A 23,327-nucleotide genomic window follows, 5' to 3' on the forward strand; every position below is an offset into this window, starting at 1 on the left:
ATAACTCCAAGAAAGGCTGCTGCCATGACCCCGCTCAAACTCGTTGTTGCCCTCAGCGCACTGTCCGCTGCCTCCCACGCCATGGCCTGGGATTACGTTCTGCTCGACACCGACAAAGCCGCCCAGAACTGGCAGATCACCAGCCAGCAACTCGGCATAAAAACCGATAAACCCTTCAGCGTTAGCCTGCGCACCTTGCATGGCGGTCGGCAGGAAGGCGTCAGCATTGTCGACATCGATAACGGTACGATGAAACTCTCGGTAGTGCCGACACGGGGAATGAATGTCTTGCAGGCCTCGGTCGGCAATGTGCGCATGGGCTGGGATTCGCCGGTCAAGGAAGTGGTCAATCCGTCCTTCATCGAACTCAATGGCCGCGGTGGTTTGGGCTGGTTGGAAGGTTTCAATGAGCTGGTCACCCGCTGCGGATACGAATGGGTCGGCCACCCCGGCGTCGACAACGGCGAACTGCTGACCCTGCACGGTCGAGCCGCCAACATTCCCGCAAACAAAGTCACCCTGCACATCGATGAAATACCACCGTACGCCATCACCCTGCGCGGCGAACTGAAAGAGCAGGCGTTCAAGAAGGTCGACTTCTCCGTCGCGACGGAACTGGTCACCGAACCCGGCAGCGTAGTGTTCGCCCTCAACGACACCCTGACCAACAACGGCGACTATCCGAAGGAATACCAGGCGCTGTATCACAGTAACTTCAGCACCCCGTTCCTGGAGCAGGGCGCTCGTTTCGCCGCGCCGGTGAAGCAAGTGTCGCCGTTCAACGACAAGGCCAAGGGCGATCTGCCCGAATGGCAAACCTACCGCGCGCCGACCAAGGACTACGACGAAACGGTTTACAACGTGGTGCCGTATGCCGATGCGAAGGGCGATACGTTGACCGTGTTGCATAACAAGGCCGGCAGCCTGGGCATTTCGGTCGGTTTCAATACGCAGACACTGCCGGTGTTTTCCCTGTGGAAAAACACCGATACCCAAGGCCAGGGCTATGTCACGGGGCTGGAGCCGGGGACAAGTTTTTCCTACAACCGCCGTTATCAGCGGCCACTGAACCTGGTGCCGACAATTGGGCCGAAGGAACACAAGCAGTTCCGCATCAGCTACAGCTTGTTGGCGGATAAGGCGGCAGTGGATAAGGCCTTGAAGCAGGTGAGCGAGATTCAGGGTGGGCGCGAGACGGAGGTGCGGGAGACGCCGTTGGTTGATCTGACCAAGGGGTGACTCCGACCTGGGCATTGTCGACCGATGAGCTGCTCGCAACGACAGAGACTGTCGGCTCTTGGCCGACTGCTGCCTTTGGCGAAGGTCAGGCTTGAGTGGATTTCTAATCCTCACGAGAGGCACTAACCGGCCACCTTTGCCAAAGAGCATTGCCAAACGACCACTTTCACCATAAGCCCGCCAGAACAACCTGTAGGCTTACAGGTGTGAACTTTTTAAAGTGCCATATCTTTTTTTGAACGCATGGACTATCGACACAGATAGCAGTGAGACCTCCAGTGAGGAAACCGTAATCACAATACCCGCCGACAAAGGCCCAGCAACCCGGCCAACAGTAACAACGATGCGTCGGACGCGAAATGCAGCCTCCGCACGATGTTTATCAACGGTTTCCGCAGGATAGATGCCCAAAAGAGGCTGGATCATTCCAAATGCTGATTCAGCGATCACATCGATCAGTATCAGCGCATCAAGCGAATACCAGTTTGCGGCAAAAAAGTATCGCAATACGCTGGCCATCAAGATCGCAAAACAGCCCACCTTGAGCGCCGTACTACGGCGCATCGACTCAACACGCGGCGCCAGACACAACATCGAAATGATCGCCGCGAGTGCGAGCGCTGTTTCGTAGGCGGCCAGCTCCAGCAGGCTTCCTCGCTGCACGATGATCAGCGGTAGCGTGGTATTCCAGCAACCGAAGGTAGATCCAAAGTAACAAGTCCAGGCAAAGATACTTTCGAAATGTACTCAAGGGGTGACTTCCTTGCTCCGCACCTTGTTGTTTGGGATGTCATTCGCACGCGCCGAATTATCCGCAATGCGGCTGCGCAAATATCAGCCTATACCTGCGCTGACATCCGGTGATGCTCCAGCAAGAAGTCCACGAACAACCGCACCCGCGCCGGCATCGCCGCGCCACCGACGAACACCGCATGAATCGGTTCCTGATCCCCCGGGTTCCAGTCTTGCAACAGCGCAATCAGGTCGCCGCGCTGCAGATCCTCGCTCACGCTGAACTCTCCGATACGTGCAATGCCGGCACCCACTCGCGCGAGTTGTGCCAGCGCTTCACCGCTACTGCATTCGATGTTGCCGCTGACCTTCAGGGAAAACGCTTTGCCATCGCGGATAAATGGCCAGTTGGGTTCGGCACGCTTGAAATTGAAGCGCAGGCAGTTGTGCTGGAGCAGGTCTTCCGGTTCCTGCGGGACGCCGTGCCGCTGCAGATACTCGGGCGACGCCACGACGACCTGGCCGGTGTCGCCGATCCTGCGTGCGCTCAGCGGGCTGTCGGGCAGGTGGCCGAAGCGCACTGCGACGTCGGCCTGTCCGGCGAGAATATCGACCACTTCGTCGCCGAGGGTGAGGTCGACAACGATGTTCGGGTAACGCGCGCTGAAGGCTGCGACCAAGGGAACGATGGCCAGGCGTCCATGGCCAAGGGCGGCACTGACCCGCAATCGCCCCTTGGGCACGCCTTGGTCGGCAATGGCTTCTTCGACCTCATCCATGTCGGCGAGGATCCGCCGGGCGCCGCGCAGGAACGCTTCGCCCTCGGCGGTGAAGGTGATCGCTCGAGTGGTGCGCAACAGCAGGCGGGTGCCAAGACGTTGCTCGGTGCGCGCGATGATCCGACTGACAGCCGAGGGTGTCAGGCCCAGTGCGCGCGCGGCGGCCGACAGGCTGCCTTCCTGCGCCACGGTGGTGAACACGCTCATTTCACCTGACCTGCCGTTGAAATCCACTTGTGCCTCCTACGCAAAGGTGATTGCCAAAAATGCTATCTACCGCCTGAAAAGACGGGATCGTAGCATTGGCGGCATAGATAAGGAGTTTTCCATGCGTATCAATCCACCACTTGTTCCACTCGCCATCGGTGCCTTCGGCATCGGTGTCACAGAATTCGCCCCCATGGGCATGTTGCCGGGTATCGCCGCGGATCTGGGCGTTTCCATTCCCGCTGCCGGTTTGCTGGTCAGTGCTTATGCGCTGGGCGTATTGCTCGGCGCACCACTGATGACTCTGACCACCGGCAGGATTCCCCGGCGCTCTCTGCTGATCGGGCTTATGGCGATTTTCACCCTCGGTAATCTGATGTCAGCGTTGGCCACCGATTACTACAGCCTCATGATCGCCAGGGTCGTAACCTCACTGAACCACGGTGCCTTCTTTGGCGTTGGCTCCGTCGTCGCCGCCACCCTGGTCGCTCCGGAGAAACGTGCCGGGGCGGTCGCGGCGATGTTCATGGGCCTGACGCTGGCGACCATCGGCGGTGTGCCGCTGGCCGCCTGGTTTGGCGAACTGTTCGGTTGGCGCACCGCGTTCTGGGGCATTACTGGCCTCGGCGTGGTGACCATGGCCGCGTTGTGGTTCGCCTTGCCCAACGTGCGGGCGCCGCAAAGTGTCGGTGTCATGGCGGAAATTCGAGTATTGGGGCGCGGACCGGTGCTGGCCGCACTGGCCCTGACCGTCGTCGGTTCGAGTGCGATGTTTACCGTGTTCACTTACATCGCACCAATCCTCAGCAGCGAGACCCATGCGTCCACCGCTTACATCACTGCCATGCTGATGCTTTACGGTGTCGGGTTGACGCTGGGCAACATGTGGGGCGGCAAGGCTGCTGACCGCTCGATCGATCGCACCCTGATCGTCTCGCTGAGCGTACTGATTCTGGTCTTGCTGGCGTTCACCATACTGATGCGCTGGCCGCTGCCGGCCGCCGTGGCCATCCTGATCTGGGGTATCGCCAGCTTTGCTTTGGTGCCGCCGCTACAGATGCGCGTCATGGAAGCGGCCAAGGACGCGCCCAATCTGGCCTCGGCGGTGAACATCGGCGCCTTCAATTTCGGCAACGCGATTGGCGCAGCGCTGGGTGGCGCGGTGATCAACGCGGGTCTGGGTTATCCGGCGATCTCCCTGGCCGGAGCGGCGATGGCGGGCCTGGGGCTGCTGATGGTGTTGGCGTTTGCCTGGCGTTCCAGAATGATTGCAGCCACCGTGGTGTGACAAGCTCGCGGTGAACAGTTGAACAATGCTCGGCGAGTTGTCAGTCCTTGATGGGGTGAGTAAGCTGCCCTCATGAACCAGCCATCTCTATCTACCTCCTCGCCGAGCACTCGTGGCCCCGCCGAGCACGACATTCGTGACCAGATTGTCGCTGCGGCCAACGAACACTTCAGCCAGTATGGCTACGCTAAAACCACGGTTTCCGATTTGGCCAAGGCCATCGGTTTTTCCAAAGCGTACATCTATAAATTCTTTGATTCCAAGCAGGCGATTGGCGAGGCCATTTGCGCCAATTGTCTGGGCCAGATCGCTGCCGCTGTCGAACAGGCCGTTAACGCAGAAGCCATTTCAGCGACCGAGCGTTTGCGCCGATTGGTGAAAACCGTGATCGCCACGGGTGTGGACCTGTTCTTCAACGATCGCAAGCTCTACGACATCGCGGCGTTTTCCGCATCGGAGCGCTGGAACAGTGCCCAGGTGTATGAAGCGCAGATCAAGGGCTTTATCTTCGACATCGTGCGTCAAGGTCGAGAAGCGGGGGAGTTCGAACGCAAGACGCCGCTGGACGAGACCGTCGAGGCGATCAATCTGGCGCTGCGACCTTTCGTCAACCCGCTGCTGTTGCAACACAATCTGGATCTGATCGAGCAAGCGCCCACGCTGACCACCAATCTGATCCTGCGCAGCCTCATGCCTTGACCCTTCCCTGAGCAAAATTCTCAGGCGAATCAATTCCAGGCGACACCCTCTTAGTGACTATTGACTGAATTGGTCATATTAATGATATGACTACATGCACGTCTGGATGTCAGGTAACCATAGCAATAGCGAGTCGCACACTCAGACGATCGATAGTCCAATATTGCTGCTGGTCAGGATGCAGTTATTTCTCGATAGGTGACCATTGACGATATTGGTCACAAGACTGAGAATATGATGATCATCCTATTCCTCAGTAAGGGAATCTATGCGCCGGCTCCGACCTTTCCCCATTGCCGCATGCTTGTTGCCTCTTGCCCTGACCGCCTGTGGCGAATCTGCCAGCGTCGCAGATCCCCGTACGCAGGCGCCGCTGGTCAGATCCGCTGCTGTTCAAACGTCACCCGATGTCGCTCGCGCTTTCACGGGCGTGGTCGCGGCGCGCGTTCAGGGCGATTTGGGTTTTCGTGTATCGGGCAAGGTACTCGAACGTCTGGTTGATACGGGACAGGCCGTCAAGCGAGGGCAGCCGCTGATGCGACTCGACCCGATCGACCTCGGGCTGCAAGCGCGGGCGCAGCAGGCGGCGGTCATTGCAGCTCACGCCCGGGCCAAACAGACGGCCGACGATGAGGCTCGCTATCGCAAACTGGTCGGCGTTGGCGCCATTTCGGCATCAGCCTACGACCAGTACAGAGCCGCTGCGGAGACTGCCAAGGCGCAGCTCAACGCCGCGCAAGCGCAGGCGGACGTAGCGCGTAATGCTTCGGGTTATGCGCTGCTGGTCGCTGATGCGGACGGCGTGGTGGTGGAAACACTCGCCGAGCCTGGCCAAGTGGTCAGCCCGGGACAACCGGTGGTGCGCCTGGCCCGCGCAGGGCAACGCGAAGCCATCGTGCATCTGCCCGAAACCCTGCGCCCGGCCGCTGGCTCTACCGCGCAAGCGAGCCTCTATGGGGTGAGTTCAGCGGCGGTGACGGTGAAACTGCGGCTGCTTTCGGACTCGGCCGATCAAACAACGCGCACGTTTGAGGCGCGCTATGTGCTCGAGGGGCCGCTGGCCAATGCGCCGATCGGTGCGACCGTGACCCTCAGCATTGCCGAAGGCGCCACGCAGACACAGGCGTTACAAGTCCCCATCGCCGCCGTTTACGACCCGGGCAAAGGTCCGGGTGTGTGGGTGATCGCCGGAACACCGGCAACAGTGAACTGGCGAGCGGTTCAGGTGCTGGGGGTGAGCGATGATTCCGCCCGCATCGCCGGCGACCTCACTGCCGGTGAGCAGGTTGTAGCGTTGGGCGCACATCTGCTGCGCGATGGCGAAGAAGTGCGATTGCCGCAGCAGAGCGCGGCCAGCGTTGCCGGGAGCCGTCCATGAGTCAGGGGCGCTTCAATCTTTCGGCCATCGCCGTGCGCGAGCGGGCGATCACGGTGTTTCTGATTTTTCTGATTGCCGTTGCGGGGACTTTGTCGTTCTTTCAACTGGGTCGAGCGGAAGATCCACCGTTTACGGTCAAGCAGCTGACCGTCATTACCGCGTGGCCGGGCGCGACGGCGCAGGAGATGCAGGATCAGATCGCAGAGCCCCTTGAAAAGCGCCTGCAAGAACTCAAGTGGTACGACCGCTCGGAAACCTACACCCGCCCTGGACTGGCGTTCACGATGGTGTCGTTGCTCGATAGCACGCCGCCCTCGCAAGTGCAGGAAGAGTTCTATCAAGCACGCAAGAAACTCGACGATGAAGCCATCAGGCTGCCGGCCGGTGTGATCGGGCCGATGGTCAACGATGAGTTTTCCGACGTGACTTTCGCGCTGTTCGCCTTGAAAGCCAAAGGCGAGCCACAGCGCTTGCTGGTGCGTGATGCCGAAGCCATGCGCCAGCGTCTGTTGCATGTGCCGGGGGTGAAGAAGGTCAACATCATCGGTGAGCAAGCCGAGCGCATCTACGTTTCGTTTTCCCATGAGCGGTTGGCCACCCTCGGCTTGTCGCCGCAGGAGATCTTCGCCGCGCTGAACAGTCAGAACGTGCTGACGCCCGCCGGCTCCATCGAAACCAATGGGCCACAGGTGTTTCTGCGTCTCGACGGTGCTTTTGACAAGGTGCAAAAAATTCGCGACACACCGGTCTCCGTTCAGGGCCGCACACTGATGCTCTCTGATGTGGCGACGGTTGAACGCGGTTACGAAGATCCTGCCACCTTTTTTGTGCGTAATAACGGTGAAGACGCGCTGCTGCTGGGCGTTGTGATGCGCGAGGGCTGGAACGGTCTCGATCTGGGCAAGGCGCTGGATGCCGAGACCGCGAGGATCAATGCAGAAATGCCATTGGGCATGACCCTCGCCAAAGTCACCGACCAGGCAGTCAATATCGACTCCGCTGTCGGCGAGTTCATGGTCAAGTTTTTCGTCGCGTTGCTGGTGGTCATGCTCGTTTGCTTTCTGAGTATGGGCTGGCGGGTCGGGGTGGTGGTCGCTGCCGCTGTGCCGTTGACCCTGGCGATCGTGTTCGTGGTGATGGCCGCCACCGGCAAGAATTTCGATCGGATTACCCTCGGCTCATTGATCCTCGCGCTAGGGTTGTTGGTCGATGACGCGATCATCGCCATTGAAATGATGGTGGTGAAAATGGAGGAGGGCTACGATCGCATCAAAGCGTCCGCCTACGCCTGGAGCCATACGGCGGCGCCGATGTTGGCCGGTACGCTGGTGACTGCGATTGGCTTTTTGCCGAACGGTTTTGCACAGTCCACTGCTGGCGAGTACACCAGCAACATGTTCTGGATTGTCGGCATCGCGTTGATCGCGTCCTGGCTCGTTGCGGTGGCGTTCACCCCCTATCTGGGCGTGAAGTTGTTGCCGGACATCAAGAAGGTTGAAGGTGGCCATGCGGCTATCTACAACACGCCGCGTTACAACCGCTTCCGCCGGGTGCTGACGCAGGTTATTGCGCACAAATGGCTGGTCGCGGCAGCGGTTTTCTCGCTGTTCTTCGTGGCGGCGGCGGGCATGGGCCTGGTGAAAAAGCAGTTCTTCCCGACGTCTGACCGACCCGAGGTCATGATCGAAGTGCAAATGCCCTACGGCACTTCGATCGAGCAGACCAGCGCCACGGCCGCCAAGGTCGAAGCCTGGCTGCACAAGCAGGGTGAGGCAAAAATCGTCACGGCCTACATCGGGCAAGGTGCGCCCCGTTTTTTCCTGGCGATGGCGCCAGAACTGCCCGATCCATCGTTCGCCAAGATCGTGGTGCTCTCGGACAGTGAGGCGGCGCGGGAAACCCTCAAATTGCGTTTTCGTCAGGCCGTTGCCGAAGGGCTCGCCCCGGAGGCCCGTCTCAGGGCGTCGCAAATTGTCTTTGGTCCTTATTCGCCGTTTCCGGTTGCCTACCGGGTGATGGGCCCTGATCCGGCGAAGCTGCGCGATATCGCCGAGCAGGTCCGCGGCGTGCTGCAAGACAGCCCGATGATGAGAACGGTGAACACTGACTGGGGGCCGCTGACTCCGACATTGCATTTCAGTCTCGATCAGGACCGTCTGCAGGCAGTGGGGCTGACCTCCAATGCGGTTGCCCAGCAACTGCAGTTTCTGCTGAGCGGAGTGCCGATCACCGCGGTTCGCGAGGATATTCGTTCTGTGCAAGTCGTCGGGCGTGCGGCGGGCAATATCAGGCTCGACCCGGCGCAGATCAAAGGTTTCACCCTGGTCGGCGCCGCGGGGCAACGCATACCGTTGTCGCAGATCGGCGAGGTCGATGTGCGCATGGAGGATCCGATTCTGCGCCGCCGCGACCGCACGCCGACCATCACCGTGCGGGGCGACATTGCCGAAGGCTTGCAGCCACCGGATGTTTCGGGTGTGATCCTCAAGCAGTTGCAGCCGATCATCGAGACCCTGCCTTCCGGTTACCGGATAGAGCAGGCGGGGGCTATCGAGGAATCCGGCAAGGCGGGCAAGGCGATCCTGCCGTTGCTGCCGATCATGATCGCCATGACGTTGCTGATCATCATGGTGCAGGTGCGTTCGATCGCGGCGATGATCATGGTCTTCCTCACCTCGCCGTTAGGGTTGATTGGTGTGGTGCCGACGCTGCTTCTCTTTAATCAGCCGTTTGGCATCAATGCGCTGGTCGGGCTAATTGCGCTGTCGGGGATCTTGATGCGCAATACGCTGATTCTGATCGGGCAAATTCATCACAACACGCAAGAAGGTCTGGACCCCTTTCATGCCGTGGTCGAAGCCACGGTGCAACGCGCGCGGCCGGTGCTGCTGACGGCGCTTGCGGCCATCCTGGCGTTTATGCCCCTGACACACTCGGTGTTCTGGGGGACGCTGGCCTACACCCTGATCGGCGGCACGTTCGTTGGCACCATCATGACGCTGGTGTTCCTGCCGGCGATGTACTCCATCTGGTTCAAGATCCGCCCTGACCACAAGACTCAGCCTGAAACAGTCAAACTGGCGTAGTGACAAAGCCTGAAATCGAGGCCCGCTTTGGCGGGCCTCTTTGTACCCACGTCAAAGCGTGGTGATTTGCCCATTGCGATCCAGTTCATACACCTTGTTGCCCTGCAATTTCTCCTTCAACCAACGTTCGGCTTTACCCAGCGGCCGCTGCCGCGCCCACAGCAAATCGACACCAATCTGCCAGTCAGTATGCGGATACGCCGAGAGCTGTAGCTCCACTAGTTCCCCCTTGGCCAGTTCACGCTGCACAAGTTGACGGGGCAGGGTGGCCCAACCGAGCCCGGCGCGGACCATTTCCAGTAACGCTAGATAGCTTTCCGCTTGCCACAACTGGGTCGAGCGCAGGTATTCGCTGCTCGGCAGTTTGCTCGCGTGGGCGCTGAAGGCCAGGCGGCGATGGACGTGCAGGTCGTCGAAGGAGACGTTATCGAGTTGCGCCAATGGGTGCTCGGGATGACAGACGTGCAGCATGATCAGTTTGCCCAGTTGCTGGAACGCCAGCTCCTTGGGATAGCCGGGCTGTGAGAACGCCACACCGAGTACCGCTTCGCCGCTGCTGACCAGTTCGCTGACGTCGCCGTAAACCGGATGGCGGATGATCAGGTCGACAAAGGGGAACGCGGCTTCGAAGGCTTTGAGCACCGGCATGATCGGGCCGTAAGGCGTTTCAATCGCCAATGTCAGGCTGGGTTCGACGTTGTCCGAAAGGCAGTCGGCGTGGGCTTCGAAGGTCATGCAGCGTTCGAGCACGGCTTCGGCCTGCACCAGCAATTTGTGGCCGCTGGCGGTCAGGGCGGGGCTGCGGTTGGTGCGGTCGAACAGGTCGACGCCAAGGTCGGTTTCGAGGTTGGCAATCGCCGCGCTGATGGTCGATTGGGTCTTGCCCAGTTTGCGCCCGGCGGCGGAAAACGATCCGCTTTTGACCACCTGGACGAACATCAACAGTTGATCGAGTGAGAAGCGCAAGCGGTGAACTCCCGGGTCGAAGGCAATGATTTTTTTGGCAGCGAGCGAATGGTTGATTGTGCCGTGTGTGCGCCATCGAAAAAAGCGATGGTTGCTAATTTGTTTCATCGTAATAAACGTTCAACTATGGCCCCGCGTCAAACGATCTCCGGGGCGGATCTGATTTTCAAACGCCCCTGAGCATGCCCGCGATCTCAACAGATGCCGCACCTTCAGGAGCGTGTGAAATGACCACACAACGCATTCATCCGGTGGACGAGGTTTTGCCACTGCGACAGTTGTTCACGTTTGGCTTGCAGCATGTGCTGGTGATGTACGCGGGAGCGGTGGCGGTGCCGCTGATTCTTGGCAGTGCGATGGGGCTGACTTCGGCGCAGGTGGTGTTACTGATCAACGCCAACCTGCTGACGTCGGGTGTGGCGACATTGATTCAAACCCTCGGTTTCTGGAAATTCGGCGCGCGTCTGCCGTTGATTCAAGGCTGCTCGTTCATTGCCCTGGCGCCGATGATCATGATCGGCAAGGAGTTCGGCCTCAGTCAGATTTTCGGCGCGGTGATCGCGTCGGGCGTTATCACCATCGCGCTGGCACCGGTATTCAGCCGCTTGCTGCGGTTTTTTCCGCCGGTGGTGATTGGCAGTCTGATCACCATTATCGGCATCTCGCTGATGCCGGCGGCGGCGATCTGGCTGGGCGGTGGCAATCCCGATGCGGCGGATTTCGGTAATCCCTCCAACCTGTTGCTGGGCTTGGCCACGGTCAGCGTGACGTTGGTGATCTACGCCAAATTCAAGGGCTTCATCGGCAACCTCAGCGTGCTGATCGGCCTGTTCGTCGGCAGCCTGATCGCAGCGGCTTGCGGCATGACTCACTTCACCCGGGTCAGCGAAGCAGCGTGGTTTGAACTGAGTGCGCCGATGGCATTTGGCGCACCGGAATTCGCGCCTGTGCCGATTCTGATCATGACTTTGGCGATGCTGGTGATCATGGCCGAGACCACCGGCAACTGTCTGGCGATTGGCAAATTGACCGGCAAACCGACCACGCAACAGACCCTCGGCAACGCATTCCGCGCCGACGGCTTGTCGACCATGCTTGGCGGCCTGTTCAACAGTTTTCCCTACAACGCCTTCACCCAGAACACCGGTTTGATCGCGCTTTCCAACGTTAAAAGCCGTTTCGTCGTGGCCGCTGCCGGGGCAATCATGGTGCTGATGGGCCTGTTCCCGAAACTCGGCGCGTTGATCGCCGCAGTGCCGACGCCGGTGCTCGGTGGCTGCGCGATCGTGATGTTCGGCATGACCACGGTGGCGGGGATTCAGGAACTGTCGCGGGTGCAATTCGAGGGCACGCGCAACGGCATTATCGTCGCCGTGTCGGTGAGTGTCGGGGTGCTACCGATGTCCTGTCCGGCGCTGTTCGAACATGTCGGCCCGACGCTGAAACTGGTGCTCGACAGCGGGATTTTCCTCGGTGCGATCACCGCCATCGTCCTCAACATCCTGCTCAACAACGAAAAAAAATCGACCGAAACCATCGGCGCTGAACTGGCCGAATGATTGTTTGTTTTCCACTGCCCAGGAGTTACCCATGAATCAATTGACTCAGCTCATCCCGGCCGGCGTCAGCGAGCTTGATCTGACGTTACTGCGCCAAACCATCGCCTTGTCCGAGGCATCGAAACAGCGCGGTCGCCATCCGTTCGCGGCATTGGTGGCCGACCGCAACGGCAAGGTGATTGTCGAAGCAGGCAATAACTCGATGCCCCCGGAAGGCGATCCGACTCAGCATGCGGAGTTGGTGGCAGCGGCGGCAGCGGCAAAACTGCTGTCGCCGCAGGAGCTGGAACTGTGCACGCTGTACACCAGCGCCGAACCTTGCTGCATGTGCGCCGGCGCCGTGTATTGGACCGGGATCGGGCGGGTGGTGTATGCCTTGTCAGAACATGCCTTGCTGGGGTTAACGGGGGATCATCCGGAGAATCCGACGTTCTCCTTACCTTGCCGCGAGGTGTTCGCCAAGGGGCAACGCAAGGTCAGTGTATTGGGGCCGATGCTGGAGGGGGAGGCGGCTGAACCGCACAAAGGGTTCTGGTCATAACGCGCAACGTGCAGGAAGTCGCTATCCCCGCGCCGCGTTCTTGCTCCTGGTGATTCGCGGATCGATCCATGGGGTGGCCCTTCAATCAAATGAATGAAGGGCCGACGCTGATGATCGCCAACCGCAGGGGAAAAACGTAATTATCCTGATCCGAGAAATTGATTGCCCGGTGCCACACGTTAATGACCGGACACGCCTGGCACATCCATATTGATCTTGCGCCAGAATGCTTCTGAAAAACTGTAGACCGAGAAGGCAATCAGCCCCAGCGCCATCACCATCAAAATCAGCCAACCTGCGGGTAGATTCTGCAGCGCATCAAGTGCTTCCTTCATCCCCGGTGGATCCATGGCCTGATAAGCGGAACCACTGATTGCCAACAGCACGGCAATTTCGATGAACACCACGCCGCGAGCTATCAGACCGAACCGGGATACCGGACGGACATAGCGCATGACATCTTCGTCGGCCTCGAAATATTGTTCGAACGACGCTTTCCAGCCCTTGATGATGTGAGCAATGCCCACCCCAAGCGGAATGAGAGCGATCAGGTACACCAACAAGTTCGAGTGTTTCCACGACAAGAGATGCGCCAGCCAGTCTTTGGTTTGCCCTCCGCCATCGCCCGAGCTCTGGATGCCGCTGACGAGTAGGCCCAACGCAAAAAACGCCAGCGCCCCGTTGACCAGACCTCCCGCCAACAGACCCGCGCGAATCACCAGACCTTTGAGTTGTTTGCCGTGATGATCGACATCGCGCGTGGCTTGCAGGACACGCCAGGCCGCAAATGCGAGCAGACCCGCCACCACAAGTCCGACTAAAAAATAGCCGAATGGCTGGCCGAGCAAAGCTTCAAGGCTCTTGTGGCTGTCTTTGGCTCTGGTCGAGTCCTGGGCTGCCAGCAATGCGAAGATACCGATGATCAAATACAACACTCCCCGAGCGGCATATCCTCCCCGGGCGAGTATGACAAGGCTGTGTTGCGCGGACATGGGTGTATTCCTGAAAGGGCATAGAGAGCAGACCCTTCTTGCCAGGAGGGGTTCTATTCGCCTTCCTGACGCTCAAACCCTGGTTACGTGCTGCGAGCTGATGAGGCGCTTATTCAAGGTCGCCTGGCAGTGAATGGCGACTTCCGTCGAGCGGGGCATCGCCTATGGCGGTAACTGCCGTGACGCTTATCGCGCATCACACTGCGGCGCAGGCTCGCCGCTCAACGCATCCACCATCGGCGGATGCTCCTGCACGGCCTGACGCAGATCTTCGGTCACACGCAGTTCCGCCCCTGTCGGCGAAAAAGTCGCTGCCGCCGCAAAAGGTGCGGGATTGGCCGGAACCGGGCGTTTACCGCGTCGCCACAAGAAAAAGGTGACCATGCACAGATTGACCAGCGCAAATACCCAGAACAGGCCATTGGCGCCGAACGAGTTCATCACCGGCGAAATCATCATCGGACTGATCGCCGACCCCAGTGAGTTAATCAGCAGCAAACCCTGAATCATCGGCACCAACGCTTCGGCAGGGGCGCGGTCGGCGGCGTGGCTGACGGCAACCGGATAAAGCGCGAATACACCGCCGCCGAGCAGAAACAACATCGCGGCGAGCAGGGTTGGGGACAAAGGAAGCAGGACGATCACCAGCGATAACACCGAGCACGCCCCCGTCAGCAGGGTCAGCACCTGCAAACGATCCTTGCGGTCGGACCAGCGTCCGACCGGGTATTGCAGAAGCATGGCGCCGAGGATTGTCCAGGCCATCATGCTGCCGACCTCACCGACATTCAGGCCGCTGCGCTGCAGATACAACGGCAGCAAAGTGTAAATCGCCGCGATGCTGACACCCGAGCCGAAACAGCCGACCAGCCCGGTCGGTGTGACGCCCAGCAGTTGGCGTGGTTTGAGCGGTTCCACCTGATCGAGCAGGGGCGACACGCGCGGCAGGATCACGATCGGCAACACCGACAGTGAGGCGAGCATGCCGGCGACCATGAACGGTGCGCTGTCGCTCAATCCAGTAATTTTGCCCAACGTTGCCTGCCCAAGCACACCGGCGCCATACAGGACGATCATGTACAGCGCGAGCAACCGGCCGCGGATCTTCGCGTCGCCCGCCAGCAGCAGCCAGCTTTCGATCACCAGAAATACGCCGACCGTGGCCCAGCCGTTGATCAGGCGCAGGGCGAACCAGCCCCAAGTGTCATAGAACAATCCCTGCAGCAGGATGGTCACGGCGATCAGCGAAGCAAAGCTGCCGTAGGCGCGGATATGGCCGATGCGCAGAATCAAGCGGTCATTGAACACGGCGCCTAGCGTGAGACCGATAAAGTAGGCCGATGAAACCACACCGATCATCGTCGCCGAGGCACCGGCGGCGTCCAGTCGAAGGGTGGTCAGCGAAGACAGAAAACCGTTGCCCAGGGCAACAATGAACAGCCCGAGCAGGGGCGCCAGCGCCATGGCCAGCAAACGCGGAGACATAAAAACCTCTGGAGATCGAACAGCACAACGTGCGCCTCTGCGCAGGCGATTGCCAAGCCGAAAAAGTGTGTGATGCGAGTGCCTGCCGAACGGGCAGGGCTGTAGGGCCGGACACCCATCAGCGAGGTTTGCCCAGGCATTCAGCTAGACGTCAGTCACCGGTTTCGGCGCCTGCAAGAATGCGCGGGATTCTAAGGCTTGTACGGAATTTGCCAATGGCTGTTGGCTACGACGGTTGGACGCAGGTGAAAAGCCTTGAGGCCCCCACTGCAGTTGATCAATGACACTGCAAAGTTCTAACGTCGGTTGATGTCGCTCACGGCAGCGAGCCCGAAGCCTTCAAGGCTCTTGCCCGGTTTCGCAAAAAAACGGCAGAGCGCTTCTCAGCGTCTGCCGTCCATTCGAAATGCTGTAGTTCAAACCGCAATTTATTCTCTGGGTCGCTCAATCCGGACAGGCTCTCCTGCCTCAAGCATGAAATGGATAATCAATGTACCCACGCTGATCCCCGCCAAAAAAGCTACCCGGGTCCGGCGCGTTGAGTGTCAGGCCATCGTGAAGCCGACGCGGCAGGTCCGGGTTGGCCAGGAATGGCCGGCCGAATGCAATGATGTCGGCACGATCGGCGATCAGCGCCTGTTCGGCAGATTGCGCATCGTAGCCGCCCGCCAGGATCAGCACGCCATTCCACGTCTTGCGCAACTGGGCAATGATCGCGTCCCAGCGCGGGTCGAAATTTTCATCCTTGACTGTGCCGACCATCGCCGGCTCGACCAGGTGCAGATAGGCCAGGTTCCATTGGTTGAGTGCTTCGACGAGGTGGCCAAAGGTCGCCTCCGGGGTGTCATCGCCCATGCCCATGAAACGGCCCATCGGCGTCAGGCGCACGCCGACTCGCTCGGCGCCGACTTCTTCAGCTACGGCCGCGACCACTTCCAGCAGAAACCGTGCGCGATTCTCCACGCTGCCGCCATAGGCATCGTCACGCTGGTTGCTGTTGCTGTTAAGAAACTGATCGAGCAGGTAACCGTTGCCGGCATGAATCTCTACACCGTCCATGCCCGCTTTCAGCGCGTTGCGCGCGGCCACGCGGTAGTCCTCGACGATGCCGGCGATTTCCGCGGTTTCCAACGCGCGCGGCACAGGCACATCACCCCAGACGCCGTTACCGTTTTCGTCGACGATAAACGTCTTGCCGGGCACCGGCAGCGCGCTGGGCGCAACCGGCAGGCCGGCATCGGGTTGAAAGCTGGGGTGGGACACCCGGCCGACGTGCCACAGTTGCATGAAGATCAGACCGCCGGCCTCGTGCACCGCCGCGCTGACGCCACGCCACGCACGGACCTGCTCAGGGCTGTAGATGCCCGGCGTCCAGGCGTAACCCTGAGCCTGCCGGGAGATTTGCGTGGCCTCGGTGATGATCAGTGCGGCGCTGGCCCGTTGGCGATAGTACTCGGCGTTCATGGACGTTGGCACATCCCCCGGTTGGCCGGCGCGTGAGCGCGTCAACGGCGCCATCGCCACGCGATGGGCGAGGGTGTAAGGACCGAGTGCGAGGGGTTGGAACAGGCGACGGGGCATGGGTAGCTCCAGATATCAATAGAGGGAATTCAAGCGCGGCAGCGGTGCCGCGAACCAGTGGCGCTAACTTAACCGGGTGTAGCGGGGCTGATAATCGGTGGCCGGCGCTACGCTGTTTTGCGCAGGGCGCAACGGCACCCGTGCTCATCGGCGATGAACACGGGCGTGGCTCAGGCGGGTGGGTTGGAGCGGGTCAGCGGCAGATTCAGCCAACGCCGGCCGGTGGCGTTGGCGACGGCGTTGCCAAGGGCGGCGGCCATCGGCCCCTGGACGATTTCAGCGGCACCGAGGAAGGGTTCTCCCGGCTGGTCGAGCAAATGCACATCGACTTTTTTCGGCAGTTGCGTGAAACGCAGAATCGGATAACCGCTCCAGTCGTAGCTGCGAATGCCGCCCGCGTCGTAGGCGACTTTTTCATACAGGGTCCAGCTCGCGGACTGCACAATGCCGCCCTCGACCTGATTGCGCAGGCCATCGGGGCTGACGATCTGGCCGACGTCCACCGCCGTCACCACGTGATCGACGCGGATCTCGCCGGTCTGCGGATGCACCCGCAGCTTCACCGCGATGGCGCAGTAACCCATGATGTTTTTGTAGCGGGCAAAAGCGAAACCGATACCGGCGCCGGGCTCGCCGCTTTTCTGCGGCCAACCGATCTCATCACGCACACGTTCTACGACCGCGCGAGCACGCGGGTCGCTGAGATGGGCCAGACGCAACGCGACCGCGTCGATCCCGGCCCGGATCGCCAGTTCGTCGATACTCGCCTCGATGGCGAAGATGTTGATGTGCGCACCCAGCGAACGCATGGCCGAGGTGCGAAAGGGCATCTGGGTGACGAAGGTCATGTTGATGCGCGTCGAGTTGAGGTCGTACAGCGGCACCGCGTTGCGATCACCATCGCCTTCGGGCTGGGCGATCGGCACGGAGGGCGCCGAGGCGAAGGGCCGCGCGAGCAAGCGTGCTGGCAACAGACGCCCGGCGTTGACGATGCGTTCGTTGTGCGGCGTGGTCCATAGTTCGTAGGCCCAGTCCTGCAGGCGGCCCTGGCTGAGGCTGGCGTCAACTTCGGTGACCATCGCCGAGCTATACGGCTCCCATAGATTTTCCTGCTCGCGCATCCATTGCACGCGCACCGGCGTACCGGGCATGCGCATGGCGATCAATGCTGCATCGGCGGCGGCATCATCGGCGCCGTTGTGCCCGTAACACCCTGAGCCTTCGGCATGAATACAGCGCACCCGCTCAAGTGGCAGACCGAGCATTTCGGCAATGCCGGCGCGCAGCGGGTAAACGCCCTGGGTGTGGGTCCAGACGGTGAGAGCGCCGTCCTTGAACCAGGCCACTGCGCAAGACGGGCCGATCGAGCCGTGCATCAGATACTGCTTGGTGACCCGCGCCTGAAAACGTGTGTCGGCCGTGCCGCTCGGCGTGCCGTTGTTGCTGATCGGATAGCGCCGTGAGGGCAGGCGTTTGAGCAGACCATGAATCTCGGCCGCCTCGGGAATCGCATCGCCCTCGTTCCATTGCGTCACCTCGTTGGCACGGCGCATGGCTTTGATCGCTTGCCACTCATCACGGGCGACCACCGCCAGATAGTTGCCGTCGCGGATCACCTTGACCACGCCAGACAGCGTTTCGATGGACGCCGCATCGAACGCTTGCAGCGCGCAGCCCGGACGGGGCGGGCGGATCACCCGCGCATGCAGCATGCCCGGCAGGCGCATGTCCTGGACGAATGCTGCGCCACCGCTGACCTTCGCCGGGATGTCGAGGCGCGGCAGCGAATGGCCGATGAGTTTGAAATCAGCGGCGGCCATCGCCGGTGACTGAGCCTTGGCATATTGATGCACATCGACATGTCTGACCGCGTCGGCGTAACTCATCCGCTGAGCGGCCGGCCCTTCGATCACACCATCGCGGGTACTCAGCAGCGCCGCATCGACCTGCCAACTGCGCGCGGCGGCATCGACGAGCAGTTCGCGCACCTGCGCGGCGGCGTTATACAACGCGGTACCGCTGTCGAAAATGCTGTGGCTGCCGGCGGTGTAGCCTTCGTTGGGCGTCAGCGCGGTGTCGGCGGTGAGCAGGTTGATGGAGGTTGCCGGTACCTGCAAACGCTCGGCGGCGATTTGCAGCAGCGCGGTTTTCACGCCGGTGCCCAATTCGACCTTGCCGGTGTAGACGGTAATGCCGTCGGCGCCGATGCGGATCCAGGCGTCGAGCCACGGGTTGGTGCGCAGGCTTCCGGGAAGGTCGGGGGCGAGGACCACGGTGCCGAGCGTATCGACTTCCGTATCGGCCAACACACGTCGCGCCACCGGCATCAGGGTGAACGCCATCAGCAACGCGCCGCCGCGCAGGAAAGCGCGTCGGCTTGGGTTCAACTCATTCGACTCACTCATGTCAGGCTCCCGTTGTGCCCGGCCACCTGTTTGATCGCCTCGATGATCCGTAAGTGCGTACCGCAGCGGCACAGGTTGCCGGCCATGTGCTCGCAAATGGTCGCCTCATCCGGGTGTCGATTACGCTCAAGCAACGCCTGCGCGCGCATCAGCATGCCGGCAATGCAGTAGCCGCATTGCGCGGCCTGTTTCTCGATGAATGCGGCTTGCAGGGGGCCGGGTTGTTCCGCGCTGCCGAGGCTTTCCACGGTGCGGATTTTTTTGCCTTCGAGGCCGGCGCAGGGCGTCAGGCAGGCGAATACCGGTCGATCATCGACGATCACCGTGCAGGCGCCGCATTGGCCGAGACCGCATCCGTATTTGGCGCCGTTGAGGTTCAAGTGATTGCGCAGCGCATACAGCAGCGGCATGTCTGGCTCCAGCTCAAGCGGTTGCGCGGCTCCGTTGACGTTGAGGGTGATCTGGCTCATTTCGTCTCCTGACGTAACGCTTCAATAGTGGAAGAGAGGTCGGCCCACGGCTGATCGGGGCTGGCTTGCTGACGCAGATACGCGGCCAGTGCGGCGAGTTGTGCGTTGTCCAGGCTGGCGGCGAATGCAGGCATGACCGGGCCGGGCGATCCGGGTGTGGCGGGCAGACCTTCAAGCACGGTTTTGAGGAAGTTGCGCGAACTGGCCGCTTGCAGCGCCGAGGTGTTTTGCAGGCCCGGGCGACCATCGATGGTGCGCATCGGCGCCACCGGGCCATGGCAACCGGCGCAGGCGCTGCTGAAGAGCAGGGCGCCGTTCGAAGGGGCTGCCGGTTCACTGGCAGGCGTCTTCGGTGTCGTCTCTTTCACCGAACGCGGGTTTTCCAGGCTGAGCAGATACTCGGCAATCGCCTCGGCCTCACTGGCGGGCAAGCGGGCCAGACTCAAGCTGACCGGACGCATCGGCCCGGCGGGTGTGCCGTGGCCATCGACGATCTCGGCGCGCAGATAGCCCACCAGTTGCTCACGGCTCCACGGGTTGCTGCGTTGGCCCATACCGACCAGTGCGGGCGCTTGCCAGCCATCGACGCTGCCGCCCTGCAGATAGTCCGCGGATTTTTCCGCGCCGATCAGGTTCAGCGGCGAATGGCAGCCGGCGCAATGGCCCGGACCGTCAACCAGATAATGCCCGCGATTCCACGCCTCGCTGCGCTGCGCCAGCGGCGTCAGTGGCTCACCGTGCAGAAACAGCAGGTTCCAGAACGCCACCAATGGCCGAATGTTCATCGGAAAATTCATCCGGTTCTGCTCAGCCGGCGCGTGCACGGCGGGGCCGCTCATCAAGTAGGCATAGGCGTCGGCGATGTCTACTGCGCTCATGCGCCGGTAGTGCACGTAGGGGAACGCCGGATAGAGGAAGTGACCATCGCGAGCAATGCCCTGACGCATCGCCCGCTCAAAGGCTGGCAGTGACCATTGGCCGATACCGGTCTCGACGTCCGGGGTGATGTTGGTGCTGTACAGCGTGCCGAAGGGCGTTACCAACGGCAGCCCGCCGGCCAGATATTCACCACCGGGGCGGGTATGGCAGACCGCACAATCGCCGGCCTCGACCACCCGCGCCCCGCGTTGCAACTGCGCAGTATCGAACATCGTCGGGCGCTCGATCGGCGCAATTGCCGGGCGCCACATCAGCCAAACGGCACCGATCAGGCCGAGCACGGCGACCACTGCCACGCTGATCCAAAGCGTTCTGGACTTCAGGAAGTGGCGGTTCATGGGACAGAGAAAAACGCGACGGGCAATGGCAGAACGGATGGGATACGGGTCATGACAACGCTCCTTGTGACAGCCGGGGAAGGGCGCCGCTGAGGGCGGCGGCGCCATGGGTCAAAGCGTAGAGATACCGCCGGCGCGGGAGAATCATCGGCGCACGCAATAGCGCGTTGCGCGAGAAGCAACGCCTGCGCCGTTGCGCCGGACGCATCACTGCGTTGCCCGCCGCGTGGATTCTGCGCATCGCCCCAGGGCCGTAGCCTTGGCCGCACTTTCCTGAACTCAATGAGGTGTCATCATGCTCACGGGCAACCCGGTCGTTGCGACCAACGCCGAACAGCCGGCAGGACTTTCCGGCCTGATGGTCGCGTTCCTGGCATTCTGCTGCGGAGCGGTTGTGGCCAATCTTTATTACGCACAGCCGATCGTCGAACTGATTGCACCGCAGATCGGTCTGTCCAGCGCCAATGCCAGCCTGATCGTTTCGCTGACGCAGTTTGGTTACGCGCTGGGCCTGTTGCTGCTGGTGCCGCTGGCCGACCTGATGGAGAACCGTCGGCTGGTGGTCGGCTTCACCCTCGCGGCGAGTGTCACGCTGTTGTGCGCCGGGCTGACCCATTCACCGTCGATGTTCCTGGTGTTATCTTTGCTGATCGGCCTGACGTCGGTGGCCGTGCAGATTCTAGTGCCGCTGGCGGCGCACTTGGCGCCGGAGGCCAGCCGTGGCCGCGTCGTCGGCAATATCATGAGCGGTCTGCTGCTGGGGATTCTGTTGTCGCGGCCACTGTCGAGCCTGTTGGTCGACGTGTTCGGCTGGCGTGGGGTGTTTTACAGCGCAGCGGCCCTGATGGCGGTCATCGCTCTGATTACCGCCGTGGCATTGCCGCGTCGGCTGCCGACGCATAAGGCCACGTATGCCGCGCTGATCGGTTCGGTGTTTGCCTTGGCTCGGCGTTATCCGGTGTTGCGTCAGCGCTCGCTGTATCAAGGGCTGCTGTTTGCCAGCTTCAGCCTGTTCTGGACCCTCGCACCGATTGAATTGATACGTCATCACGGCTTCACCCAGGCACACGTGGCGATTTTCGCGCTGGTCGGTGCAGTCGGTGCCATTGCAGCGCCGATTGCCGGGCGTCTGGCCGATGCCGGGCATGGTCGTCGCGGCACACTGGTCGCGTTGTTGCTGGCGCCGGTGGCGCTGTTGATCGCCGCGCTCCCGGGCAGCGGCTATGTCTGGCTGGTGGTGTGCGCGGTGCTGCTGGATTTCGCCGTGCAATTGAACATGGTGCTCGGCCAGCGTGAGGTGTACGCCCTCGATCCCCACAGCCGTGCGCGCCTGAACGCCGTGTACATGACCAGCATTTTCGTCGGCGGTGCGGTGGGGTCTCTGGTGGCGAGCCCGCTGTACGAGCATTTTGGCTGGAACCTGTCCGCCGTCGCGGTGGCGCTGCTGCCAGCGCTGGCGCTCGGATTATTCCTGAGCCGCAAGGCCGATGTCTGAACAGCCGGCGAGTGCGGGCAAGCACGGCGGTACAAGACGACGGGGGCACAGTGATGCACAATCATCCGCGTTCCCTATCGACCGGACCCCGCTTATGGACAAGTTGCTGGCACTGAAGATGTTTGTGGAAACCGTGCGCTGCGGGGGCTATTCCTCGGCAGCGCGCAAACTCGGGATATCAACGTCGTCAGTGACACGGCAAGTGGCAGGGCTGGAACACGAGCTGGGCGCGAGCCTGCTCAATCGCACCACGCGCAACACCAGCGTGACTGTTGCCGGCCAGACCTATTTCGAAAAAGCCGTGGCGATTCTCGACGCGATCGACGAAGCCGATGCCGTGGTTGCGGATCGTGGCAGCGAAGCGCAGGGCCGTCTGCGCATCAGCGTGCCGGTGGAGTTTGGGCGACGCCTGATCGCGCCGCACCTGAGCCGCTTGCTCGAGCGGCATCCGGGTCTGGAGATCAGTCTGTCGCTGAGCGATCAGGTCAGTGACCTGCTCAGCGAGCAGATTGATGTTTCGGTGCGCCTGGGGTCGTCCGTGGTCAGTGATGACATCGTCAGCAAACGCGTGGGGCATTTCGAACGCTGGGTGGTGGCCAGTCCGGAGTATCTGGCGCGTAGCGCAGCGCTTTGTCACCCACGGGATTTGCTGGAGCATCAATGCCTGCGTTTCGATTACGGCGCCACACACCAGCACTGGACCTTTCAGAATGAAGATGCGCCCATTCAGCTCAACGTCCACGGGCGCCTGCAAAGCAATAACGCCGACATCCTGCGCGAAGCAGCCATCGGCGGTGGCGGGGTGACGCTGCTGGCTGACTGGCTGGTACGCGACGACGTCGCAGCCGGCCGGCTGACCCGGTTGCTTGAGCATTACGAGGTCAATCCCGGCAGCGCCAGCACCTGCATCAACGCGTTGTATTTACCCAATCACCGAGGGTCCAGCAGGATCAATGTGTTTATCGATTTCCTGATGGAAATTCTCAGCCCGACGGCCGTGACCACCCCCGCAGCGTAATTCCTGTGGCTCAACGGCGCCCGGTTCGTGTACTCACATCCACCTACCTCTGGGTGAGCGATTGACGGCGTCTGGAAGGGAACTGAGTAGTTCAAGAAGTGCGGGTGATCAAATTTAGAGCTGTAAAGTT

18 protein-coding genes are annotated in these 23,327 nt (G+C 61.1%); 9 read left to right on the top strand and 9 right to left on the bottom strand.

The window, feature by feature from the left end; translation table 11 throughout:
* The first annotated feature begins 24 nt into the window (after positions 1–24).
* Positions 25–1,239 (top strand): aldose 1-epimerase family protein, encoded by a 1,215-nt coding sequence (locus ACIONG_RS01090; protein WP_401296115.1) that lies wholly within the window; start codon positions 25–27, stop codon positions 1,237–1,239.
* Positions 1,240–1,437: 198 nt separating this feature from the next.
* On the opposite strand, the gene ACIONG_RS01095 is transcribed toward ACIONG_RS01090, so the two are convergent.
* Both ACIONG_RS01095 and ACIONG_RS01100 read right to left on the bottom strand, forming a co-directional pair.
* Positions 1,438–1,902: a hypothetical protein gene (locus ACIONG_RS01095; RefSeq protein WP_401296117.1), complete on the bottom strand. Its 465-nt coding sequence runs from the start codon at positions 1,900–1,902 to the stop codon at positions 1,438–1,440.
* Between the two features lie 176 nt (positions 1,903–2,078).
* Positions 2,079–2,984 (bottom strand): LysR family transcriptional regulator, encoded by a 906-nt coding sequence (locus ACIONG_RS01100; protein WP_401296119.1) that lies wholly within the window; start codon positions 2,982–2,984, stop codon positions 2,079–2,081.
* Positions 2,985–3,078: 94 nt separating this feature from the next.
* On the opposite strand from ACIONG_RS01100, the gene ACIONG_RS01105 reads away from it, so the two are divergent.
* The 4 genes from ACIONG_RS01105 to ACIONG_RS01120 all read left to right on the top strand — a co-directional run bounded on the left by ACIONG_RS01105 (position 3,079) and on the right by ACIONG_RS01120 (position 9,408).
* Positions 3,079–4,245: an MFS transporter gene (locus ACIONG_RS01105; protein WP_401296121.1), complete on the top strand. Its 1,167-nt coding sequence runs from the start codon at positions 3,079–3,081 to the stop codon at positions 4,243–4,245.
* A 72-nt stretch (positions 4,246–4,317) separates the two neighbouring features.
* Positions 4,318–4,944, top strand: a complete 627-nt coding sequence (locus tag ACIONG_RS01110) for a TetR/AcrR family transcriptional regulator (RefSeq protein ID WP_103301970.1) — start codon at positions 4,318–4,320, stop codon at positions 4,942–4,944.
* A 268-nt stretch (positions 4,945–5,212) separates the two neighbouring features.
* Positions 5,213–6,322, top strand: coding sequence for an efflux RND transporter periplasmic adaptor subunit (locus ACIONG_RS01115; RefSeq protein ID WP_401296123.1), 1,110 nt, complete (start codon positions 5,213–5,215; stop codon positions 6,320–6,322).
* The gene (locus tag ACIONG_RS01120) at positions 6,319–9,408 is read left to right on the top strand and encodes an efflux RND transporter permease subunit (RefSeq protein ID WP_401296125.1); all 3,090 of its coding nucleotides are present in this window, start codon (positions 6,319–6,321) and stop codon (positions 9,406–9,408) included. The genes ACIONG_RS01115 and ACIONG_RS01120 overlap by 4 nt, the downstream gene beginning before the upstream one ends.
* Positions 9,409–9,459: 51 nt before the next feature.
* On the opposite strand, the gene ACIONG_RS01125 is transcribed toward ACIONG_RS01120, so the two are convergent.
* Positions 9,460–10,374 (bottom strand): LysR family transcriptional regulator, encoded by a 915-nt coding sequence (locus ACIONG_RS01125; RefSeq protein ID WP_401296127.1) that lies wholly within the window; start codon positions 10,372–10,374, stop codon positions 9,460–9,462.
* A gap of 227 nt (positions 10,375–10,601) precedes the next feature.
* On the opposite strand from ACIONG_RS01125, the gene ACIONG_RS01130 reads away from it, so the two are divergent.
* Complete coding sequence (locus tag ACIONG_RS01130) at positions 10,602–11,933, top strand: nucleobase:cation symporter-2 family protein (RefSeq protein WP_401296128.1); 1,332 nt, start codon at positions 10,602–10,604, stop codon at positions 11,931–11,933.
* A gap of 31 nt (positions 11,934–11,964) precedes the next feature.
* Entirely contained in the window at positions 11,965–12,474 is a 510-nt protein-coding gene (locus tag ACIONG_RS01135) for a nucleoside deaminase (protein ID WP_401296130.1), read from the top strand.
* 179 nt (positions 12,475–12,653) lie between these two features.
* Here ACIONG_RS01135 and ACIONG_RS01140 read toward each other — a convergent pair whose 3' ends face one another.
* From ACIONG_RS01140 to ACIONG_RS01165, 6 genes are all read right to left on the bottom strand, one after another.
* The gene (locus tag ACIONG_RS01140) at positions 12,654–13,466 is read right to left on the bottom strand and encodes a DUF1206 domain-containing protein (RefSeq protein WP_401296132.1); all 813 of its coding nucleotides are present in this window, start codon (positions 13,464–13,466) and stop codon (positions 12,654–12,656) included.
* Between the two features lie 186 nt (positions 13,467–13,652).
* Positions 13,653–14,996, bottom strand: coding sequence for an MFS transporter (locus ACIONG_RS01145; RefSeq protein ID WP_349306220.1), 1,344 nt, complete (start codon positions 14,994–14,996; stop codon positions 13,653–13,655).
* A gap of 423 nt (positions 14,997–15,419) precedes the next feature.
* Positions 15,420–16,532, bottom strand: coding sequence for an alkene reductase (locus tag ACIONG_RS01150; RefSeq protein WP_401296133.1), 1,113 nt, complete (start codon positions 16,530–16,532; stop codon positions 15,420–15,422).
* A 170-nt stretch (positions 16,533–16,702) separates the two neighbouring features.
* Positions 16,703–18,937 carry a molybdopterin cofactor-binding domain-containing protein gene (locus ACIONG_RS01155; RefSeq protein WP_401296135.1) on the bottom strand — a complete coding sequence of 745 codons (2,235 nt, stop codon included), beginning with the start codon at positions 18,935–18,937 and terminating at the stop codon, positions 16,703–16,705.
* Entirely contained in the window at positions 18,934–19,407 is a 474-nt protein-coding gene (locus tag ACIONG_RS01160) for a (2Fe-2S)-binding protein (protein ID WP_401296137.1), read from the bottom strand. The genes ACIONG_RS01155 and ACIONG_RS01160 overlap by 4 nt, the downstream gene beginning before the upstream one ends.
* The gene (locus ACIONG_RS01165) at positions 19,404–20,684 is read right to left on the bottom strand and encodes a c-type cytochrome (RefSeq protein ID WP_401296139.1); all 1,281 of its coding nucleotides are present in this window, start codon (positions 20,682–20,684) and stop codon (positions 19,404–19,406) included. Before ACIONG_RS01165 ends, ACIONG_RS01160 begins: the two co-directional genes overlap by 4 nt.
* A 295-nt stretch (positions 20,685–20,979) precedes the next feature.
* Here ACIONG_RS01165 and ACIONG_RS01170 point away from each other — a divergent pair, with 295 nt between their 5' ends.
* On the top strand, positions 20,980–22,179 hold the full coding sequence (locus ACIONG_RS01170; RefSeq protein WP_401296141.1) for an MFS transporter: 1,200 nt from the start codon (positions 20,980–20,982) through the stop codon (positions 22,177–22,179).
* 94 nt (positions 22,180–22,273) lie between these two features.
* Complete coding sequence (locus ACIONG_RS01175) at positions 22,274–23,197, top strand: LysR family transcriptional regulator (RefSeq protein ID WP_103301981.1); 924 nt, start codon at positions 22,274–22,276, stop codon at positions 23,195–23,197.
* Positions 23,198–23,327 lie beyond the last annotated feature (130 nt).

Source organism: Pseudomonas sp. NPDC087817 (assembly GCF_044742875.1).
Lineage (GTDB): Bacteria > Pseudomonadota > Gammaproteobacteria > Pseudomonadales > Pseudomonadaceae > Aquipseudomonas.